Raw genomic sequence first — 6,792 nt, 5'->3', positions numbered from 1 at the left:
GCGGCGGGCGCCGAGCCGGGCTCCGGGGCGACCGGAGGCGTCCCGGACGGGGGCGTGGCGGGCCCGTCTCCCGGTTCCACGTTCCCCCGCTCGGGGGCCTCGCCCGGTGAGGGGCCGGTCCGTGCCACGGGGCCGGGAGCGAGCCGCGACGGCTCCGGCGCGTCGGTGGCGCGACGCCCCGGCCGTTTCCCGGGGCCCGCCCGGTCCGCGACTCCCGGGCGCGCGCGCCGTCGCCATGCCGCCGGCAGGGACGTCAGGGGAGGCACCCTCGCCGTCAGAGCCGCCAGCAGGCCGATGACCGCGGCCGCCGCGCCGCCCCGGGCGCCGGCGTCCAGGCCGACCAGGAGCGCGGCGCCCATCAGCGGGGCCAGGAGGCTGTCCGCGCCCAGCACCAGGATCGCGGCGAACCACAGCAGGGCGCGCACCGGGTCGAACGCCGCGGCGTCGAAGGCGCGGACGCCCATGCCCAGGAGGCTGCCGCCCAGCGCGGCGAGGGCGGCGCCCGCCACGAAGGCCAGCACCTTCAGCGCGGGCACCGGTACGCCCGCCGCCGACGCGCCCTCCTCGTGGTCCCGCAGTGCCGCCAGGGCCCGGCCCGTACGGCCCCGCCGCAGTGCCGCCACCGCGGCCAGCGCGCCCGCCAGGAGCAGCAGCTCCAGCAGGTAGTAGCGGCGGTCCGAGACGAAGCCCGCCGGGCGCTGCACCACCAGGCCCGCCGTCGCGTACGGCTGCGCCAGCACGAACCGGCTCACCGCCACCCCGACCGCCAGCGTCACCAGCGCCAGGGCCAGCCCTCGCCGCCGGATCGCCGGCCAGCCGGTCAGCAGACCCAGCGGCGCCACCAGCACCACCGCCACCGCCAGGGCCACCAGCTCGGGCAGCCGCGGGAAGCCCGGCATGCGGCCCGCCGCCAGCAACGCCGTGAACAGCGCGCCCAGCCCCGCGTACGCCGCCTGCCCAAGGGAGATCTGGCCGCCCCGCCCCGTCACCACCACCAGCGACAGCAGGATCACCGCCAGGGCCGGCACCTGGACCGACGTCCGCAGGTCCGGACCGGCGAAGCCCAGCGGCAGCAGGAACAGCAACGCCACGGCCAGCCACAGGCCCGGCGGTACCCCGGCCCCCGCCGTCGTTCCCCGCGCCAGCACGTCCCGGGCACCCGCCGTCACCGTCGGCATGGCCAGCGCCGCCACCAGCAGGGCCACCACGAACAGGTTCGCGCCGACCGCCTGCACCAGCGGCCCCGCCCAGCCGCCCGGGTGCAGCCGCGTCAGCTGCGCCTGGCTCACCCCGATCGCCAGAGCGGCCAGCACCGCCACCGGCAGACTCCGCATCCGCGCCGCCACCGCCACCCCGATGACCTCGACGACCAGCAGCGGCAGCCCGTACGGGTCCAGCCGCACATACGGCGCGAGCAGCACCCCCGTCAGCCCCGCCGTGAAGGACCCGAACGCCCACCCCACCGCCGCCACCCGGTCCGCGGCGATCCCGCCCAGCGCCGCCAGCTCCCTGTTGTCCACCACCGCCCTCAGCTCCCGCCCCAGCCGCGTCCACCGGGTCACCGCGCCCACCGCGCACGCCACCGCGACGGCCGCCGCGAGCTGCACCCACGGGTCGTCACCCAGCAGCACCGGCACGTCCGCCCGCGCCCCGCCGCCCCACACCAGGGCCGCGCCCCCCACCAGCAGCACGAACACACCGATCGACGCGACCAGCGTCCGCGCCGGATCCGAGCCCAGCACCGCCGCGGGACGGAACACCACCCGGTCGAGGACCAGCCCGATCCCCGGCGCCACCACGAGCAGCGTCACGCACGCCGCCCAAGCGAGCGGCCAGCCCCACTCGACCACCAGATGGCGCAGTACATACGCGCAGACCATCGCGACCGCGCCGTGTGCCAGGTTCAGCACTCCCGTCGCGCGGTACGTGACGATCAGTCCGATCCCGGTGAGCGCCGCCGCGCTGCCGATCGCCAGCCCGGCCAGGAAGAGTTCGTAGGTCAGTGAGCTCACGGCCCGGCCCCGGCCGCCCCCGCCGCGCCACCTGCCTCCGGCGTCTCGGGCGTCTCGGGCTCGCACACCGGGCACGGCTCGAAGGCCGCGTCACCCACCGGCACCACACCCGCCTTGCCCGCCACCAGAGGGCAGTCCGGCCGGTGCGCCAGCGTCCCGTCCGGCACCCGTACGGGGGGTTCGTCCGACGACGGGCGGAAGGCCGCGCCGTCCGATGCCGCTGCCTCCCCCTCCTCCCCCTCCTCCGCCGCCCCCGTCCGGCCCGGCCACGCGCCCCGCCCCGCCGTCGTCCGGGCCACCGTCGCCACCCAGACGGCCCCGGCCACGATCAGCGCCGCGCCGGGCACCGTGCTCGACGCCAGATACGGCAGTTGCCGCTCCGCGAACCGCTCGCCCGACACGCCGTACCACCCCAGCACACACAGCACCGCGCCCCCCGCGAGGGCGGCGATACCGCCCCACCACAGCACTCGCGGCATCCGAACTCCTTCGCGGCACTCAGCTGGCGATATGTCCCAGTTCCCTGCACTATGCGGTGAACGCACTCTGTACGCGAAGCAACAGACCCCGGTGGTGAGCCAGATGGTCCACAAGAGCCCCGGCAGGCGCCCGCGCACCACAGCGCTGGCGGCCGCGGCGATCCTCGTCCTCGCACCGCTGGCCACGGCCTGTGGTGACGACAACGGGGACGAGGTCCCCGAACAGGTCCCTGTCCCCACACCCACCGCGACGGTCACCGGGACGACCTCCTCCCCTGCTACGGACCAGCCCGCCGACCCCGCGGCGGCCAGGCAGGAGATCGAGAGGAACTGGGAGACGTTCTTCGAACCGGAAACCGCCACCGACGAGAGGGTCAGGGTGCTGGAGGACGGCGAGGAGATGCGGTCCGTCCTCACGGCGTACAGCGGCGACCCGACCGCCGCCCAGACCTCCGCCCAGGTCCAGAACATCACCTTCACCTCCGCCACCCAGGCGGAGGTCACCTACCACCTGATGACCGGCGGCGCGACCGCCCTCCCCGACGTGCAGGGCACGGCCGTCCTCCAGGACGGCACCTGGAAGGTCTCCCGGAACACGCTCTGCGCGCTGGTGAAGCTCAGCGGCAACCCGGATGTCGAGGGTTGCTGAACTCCTCCTCAGGGCGACGCTCGCGCTCCTGTTCGCGCTGAGCGCCGCCTGCGGCAGCAGGCTGCCGGAGAGCGACTTCGCGTCACGGCGAGCCCCGCAGGCCGGCGGACCGCCGCTCCGCGTCGGCATCATCACCAGCGCCACCAGCCCCGTCGGCGGCGACGCGTTCACGGGCCCGCGCGACGGGGCGCTGGCGTACTTCGCCGAGCTCAACGCGCGCGGGGGCCTCGACGGCCGCCGCGTCGAGGCCATCACCTGCGACGACGGCGGCAGCGGCGTCGGCAACAACGACTGCGTCACCGAACTCGTCGCCGAGCGGGAGGTGTTCGCCCTCGTCGCCACCACCACCCTCGACTACGCCGGCGCCGCGCGCGTCTCCGAGGCCGGCGTCCCCGATATCGGCGGCCAGCCCATCGGCTTCGCCTACGCCACCTATCCGCACCTGTACAGCATCTACGGCAGCTCCGCGCCACGCACCGGCGGCAGACCCGGCTGGGACGGCGTCCTGTACGGCGGCACCGAGGTGTACCGCTACTTCAAGCAGGCCCAGGGCGCCCGTACCGCCGCCGTCGTCTCGTACAACCAGGCCGCGTCCGCCGCCTACGCCCGACTGGTCACCCAGGGCCTGAACGCCGAGGGCTACCGGGTCGTCAGCGAGCAGGTCGACTTCGCCCTGCCCAACTTCCGCGCCGTCGCCGCCGACATGCGCGCCCAGGACGTCGACATCGTCTTCGACGCGCTCGACAGCCACGGCAACGCCCGCCTCTGCGAGGCCATGGACGCGGTCGGCGTCACCCTCACCGCCAAGGTCACCAACGTCCAGAACTGGAACTCGAAGGTCCCCGACGACTACCGGAACGCCCCGCGCTGCCGCAACGCCCTCTGGGTGACCGGCGCCAGCCGCAACTACGACGAGACGTCACACGCCGCCGTACGGGACTTCCGCGCCGCCATGGACGCCCATATGAAGGACACCGCCCTGCGCTCCCAGTGGCAGCTGGAGGGCTGGGCCGCCGCCATGTGGTTCACCGACGCGGCCCGGTCCTGCCTGGAGGAGGGCGGCGAGAGCAGCCTCACGCGCGCGTGCGTCGAGCGGTTCATCAACCGGCCCGAGCCGTACACCGCCCGCGGCCTCCTCCTCCCCGTACGGTTCGAGCGCCTCGCCGAGCCCCCGGAGACCCGCCGTGCCTGTCTCTCCGTGGCGCGCTGGCGGGACGGCGGCGACTGGGTCACCCAGGGCGACATGAACGAGAACTGTGCCACCGTGCCCCAGCTTGGCTACCGCCCGTGACAGCCAAGTACAGTCCCCCTTTGACGACCTATCAACCTGGGGGACCCGGCGAACGCGATGCACATCTCCTTCCTGCTCCACAACGCGTACGGGATCGGCGGCACCATCCGCACGACCTTCAACCTCGCCCAGGCCCTCGCCGAACGCCACGACGTCGAGATCGTCTCCGTCTTCCGGCACCGCGACGAGCCCACCCTCGGCGCACCCGTCGGCGTGACCCTGAAGCACCTCGTCGACCTGCGCAAGCACAGCGCCGGCTACGACGGCGACCACCCCGACCACAAGCGGCCCGCCAAGGTCTTCCCGCGCGGCGACGGCCGCTGGAAGCAGTACAGCCGCCTCACCGACATCCGCATCGCCGCCCATCTGAAGTCGCTGGCGGCGGACGTCGTCGTCGGCACCCGGCCCGGCCTCAACGTGCACATCGCCCGCCAGACCCGGCGCGGCCCCGTCCGTGTCGGCCAGGAGCACCTCACCCTCGACAGCCACGGCTACCGGCTGCGCCGCGAGATCGGCTTCCGCTACCCGCTGCTCGACGCGGTCACCACCGTCACCGAGGCCGACGCCCGCTCCTACCGCACCAGTCTCAGACTGCCCGGCGTCCGCATCGACACCGTCCCCAACAGCGTTCCAGCGCCCACCGTCGGCCCCGCCGACTCCACCGCCAAGTGGGTCGTCGCGGCCGGCCGGCTCACCAAGGTCAAGCGGTACGACCTGCTGATCGAGGCGTTCGCGAAGGTCGTCGCCGCCCGGCCCGACTGGCGGCTGCGGATCTACGGCTCCGGCGACGCCACCGGCAACGAGAAGAGCGCCCTGCGCGCCCTCGTCGAACGGCACGGTCTGCACAACCACGTCTATCTGATGGGCCCCGCCAACCCCCTCGAACCCGAGTGGGTCAAGGGTTCCGTCGCCGCCGTCACCTCCCGCCTCGAATCCTTCGGCATGACCATCGTCGAGGCCATGCGCTGCGGCCTGCCGGTGGTCTCCACCGACTGCCCGCACGGCCCCGGCGAGATCATCGAGGACGGCGTCGACGGACGGCTCGTACCGGTCGGCGACGTGGACGCGATCGCCGACGCGCTGCTCGGTCTCATCCAGGACGACGACCTGCGGCGCCGTACCGGAGAGGCAGCTCTCGCCGCGTCCCGGCGCTTCGACCCGGTACGGATCGCCGAGCGCCACGAGGCGCTCTTCACCGAACTCGTCGCCCGCGGCCCGGGCGCCCGCTCCCGTGGCCGCGTCCACGACACCCTCCACCGGGCCCGTGGCGCCGTTCTCGATGCCGCGTACACCATCCGTTACCAGGCCGCCGACGTCCTCCGGAAGGGGAAGCGCGCATGACCGAACCCACGGCCGCTCCCCACCGTGCTCCGCGCGCCGACTGCGTCGCGGACTCCGCCGGCGGCATCACCTTCGACATAGCGGCCGACGACGCGGCCGAGCCGACCCTCGTCCTGCGCCGCCGCGGCTCCGACCCGGCCGACGAGACCCGGCTGCCGCTCACCCCGGCCGCCGAAGGCCACTCGCGGGCCGTCCTGCCCAGCACGGTCGAACTCGCCGAGGGCCGCTGGGACGTGTACGTCGGCGCCCGCGCCGTCGAGCCGGGCATCCGCGACGTACGGGCCCTCGTCGACCACCTGCCCGAGCCGGCCGGGCCGGTCGCGGCACGCGTGCCCTACCCGACGGCAGACGGGCGGCTCGCCGTCCGCAGCTGGCTCCGCGACCGGCACGCGGAGGCCGGCGACATCACCTTCGGCGAGGACAACTGCACCGTCGAGGGCATGCTGTACGGCACGGAGCTCGGCGAAGGCGCCGTGGCCGAGGCGCGGTTGGGCGACCAGGTCAGGGAGGTCCCGGTGGACGGCGAGAAGGACACGTTCACCTTCACCCTGCCGTACGGCCCGCTCGCCGAGCCGCCCCTGGAGAAGCAGCGGCTGTGGGAGCTGTGGCTGCGGCCCGCCGCCGACGCCGAACCGGTGCGCGTCGGCCGCGTCCTGGACGACATCTGGGACCGCAGGAACATCTTCGTGTACCCGGAGCACCAGGGCAGCGGCTACCGGGCGGCGCCCTGCTACACCACCGACAACGAGCTCTGCGTACGCATCACCCCGTAGGGCCGTAGCCGCGACGACGGCCGTCGCGGCCCGCACCCGTCCGCGACGGCCGGCCGGCGGACTCGCCCCCACGTTTGAGACCTCGGCACGCCTGCTGCGTCCGCTGTCCCTGCTCCAGGCTCGCCCGGGGCGTGTCCACCGTGGCGTACGCGGCCCGGGCCGTGATCCGGCCTCCACGTCCTCGTCAGCCATGTGGTGCTGATGGGCCCGGAGTCCGAGGCGGTGGAGCCGCGCGCGCTCGACGACC

Annotated in this window: 6 protein-coding genes; 4 read left to right on the top strand and 2 right to left on the bottom strand. The window is 74.5% G+C overall.

Annotated elements, in window-relative coordinates; genetic code table 11:
• A partial coding sequence (locus FVS66_RS09795) for an ABC transporter permease (protein WP_149180623.1) occupies positions 1–2,012 on the bottom strand: 2,012 nt, incomplete at its 3' end.
• Positions 2,009–2,491 (bottom strand): hypothetical protein, encoded by a 483-nt coding sequence (locus tag FVS66_RS09790; protein WP_149180622.1) that lies wholly within the window; start codon positions 2,489–2,491, stop codon positions 2,009–2,011. The genes FVS66_RS09795 and FVS66_RS09790, both read right to left, overlap by 4 nt.
• A 103-nt stretch (positions 2,492–2,594) precedes the next feature.
• Here FVS66_RS09790 and FVS66_RS09785 point away from each other — a divergent pair, with 103 nt between their 5' ends.
• Genes FVS66_RS09785 through FVS66_RS09770 form a run of 4 tightly spaced genes read left to right on the top strand, consistent with a single transcriptional unit; the run spans position 2,595 to position 6,545 of the window.
• A complete protein-coding gene (locus FVS66_RS09785) occupies positions 2,595–3,140 on the top strand; it encodes a hypothetical protein (protein WP_262386893.1) in 546 nt (181 codons plus the stop codon).
• The gene (locus FVS66_RS09780) at positions 3,124–4,431 is read left to right on the top strand and encodes an ABC transporter substrate-binding protein (RefSeq protein WP_149180620.1); all 1,308 of its coding nucleotides are present in this window, start codon (positions 3,124–3,126) and stop codon (positions 4,429–4,431) included. The genes FVS66_RS09785 and FVS66_RS09780 overlap by 17 nt, the downstream gene beginning before the upstream one ends.
• Before the next feature lie 57 nt (positions 4,432–4,488).
• Complete coding sequence (locus tag FVS66_RS09775) at positions 4,489–5,772, top strand: glycosyltransferase family 4 protein (protein ID WP_149180619.1); 1,284 nt, start codon at positions 4,489–4,491, stop codon at positions 5,770–5,772.
• Positions 5,769–6,545 carry a hypothetical protein gene (locus FVS66_RS09770; protein WP_149180618.1) on the top strand — a complete coding sequence of 259 codons (777 nt, stop codon included), beginning with the start codon at positions 5,769–5,771 and terminating at the stop codon, positions 6,543–6,545. Before FVS66_RS09775 ends, FVS66_RS09770 begins: the two co-directional genes overlap by 4 nt.
• The last annotated feature ends 247 nt before the right edge of the window (positions 6,546–6,792 follow it).

It is taken from the genome of Streptomyces sp. TRM49041 (genome assembly GCF_008271805.1).
Taxonomy (GTDB): domain Bacteria; phylum Actinomycetota; class Actinomycetes; order Streptomycetales; family Streptomycetaceae; genus Streptomyces.
The sequence above is the reverse complement of the archived record's forward strand: the minus strand, read 5'-3'. Positions and strand labels throughout refer to the sequence as shown.

Bases quoted from the DNA above. Each gene is read 5' to 3' on its own strand.
- FVS66_RS09790 (WP_149180622.1), bottom strand. From the start codon at position 2,491: ATGCCGCGAGTGCTGTGGTGGGGCGGTATCGCCGCCCTCGCGGGGGGC.
- FVS66_RS09785 (WP_262386893.1), top strand. From the start codon at position 2,595: ATGGTCCACAAGAGCCCCGGCAGGCGCCCGCGCACCACAGCGCTGGCG.
- FVS66_RS09780 (WP_149180620.1), top strand. From the start codon at position 3,124: ATGTCGAGGGTTGCTGAACTCCTCCTCAGGGCGACGCTCGCGCTCCTG.
- FVS66_RS09775 (WP_149180619.1), top strand. From the start codon at position 4,489: ATGCACATCTCCTTCCTGCTCCACAACGCGTACGGGATCGGCGGCACC.
- FVS66_RS09770 (WP_149180618.1), top strand. From the start codon at position 5,769: ATGACCGAACCCACGGCCGCTCCCCACCGTGCTCCGCGCGCCGACTGC.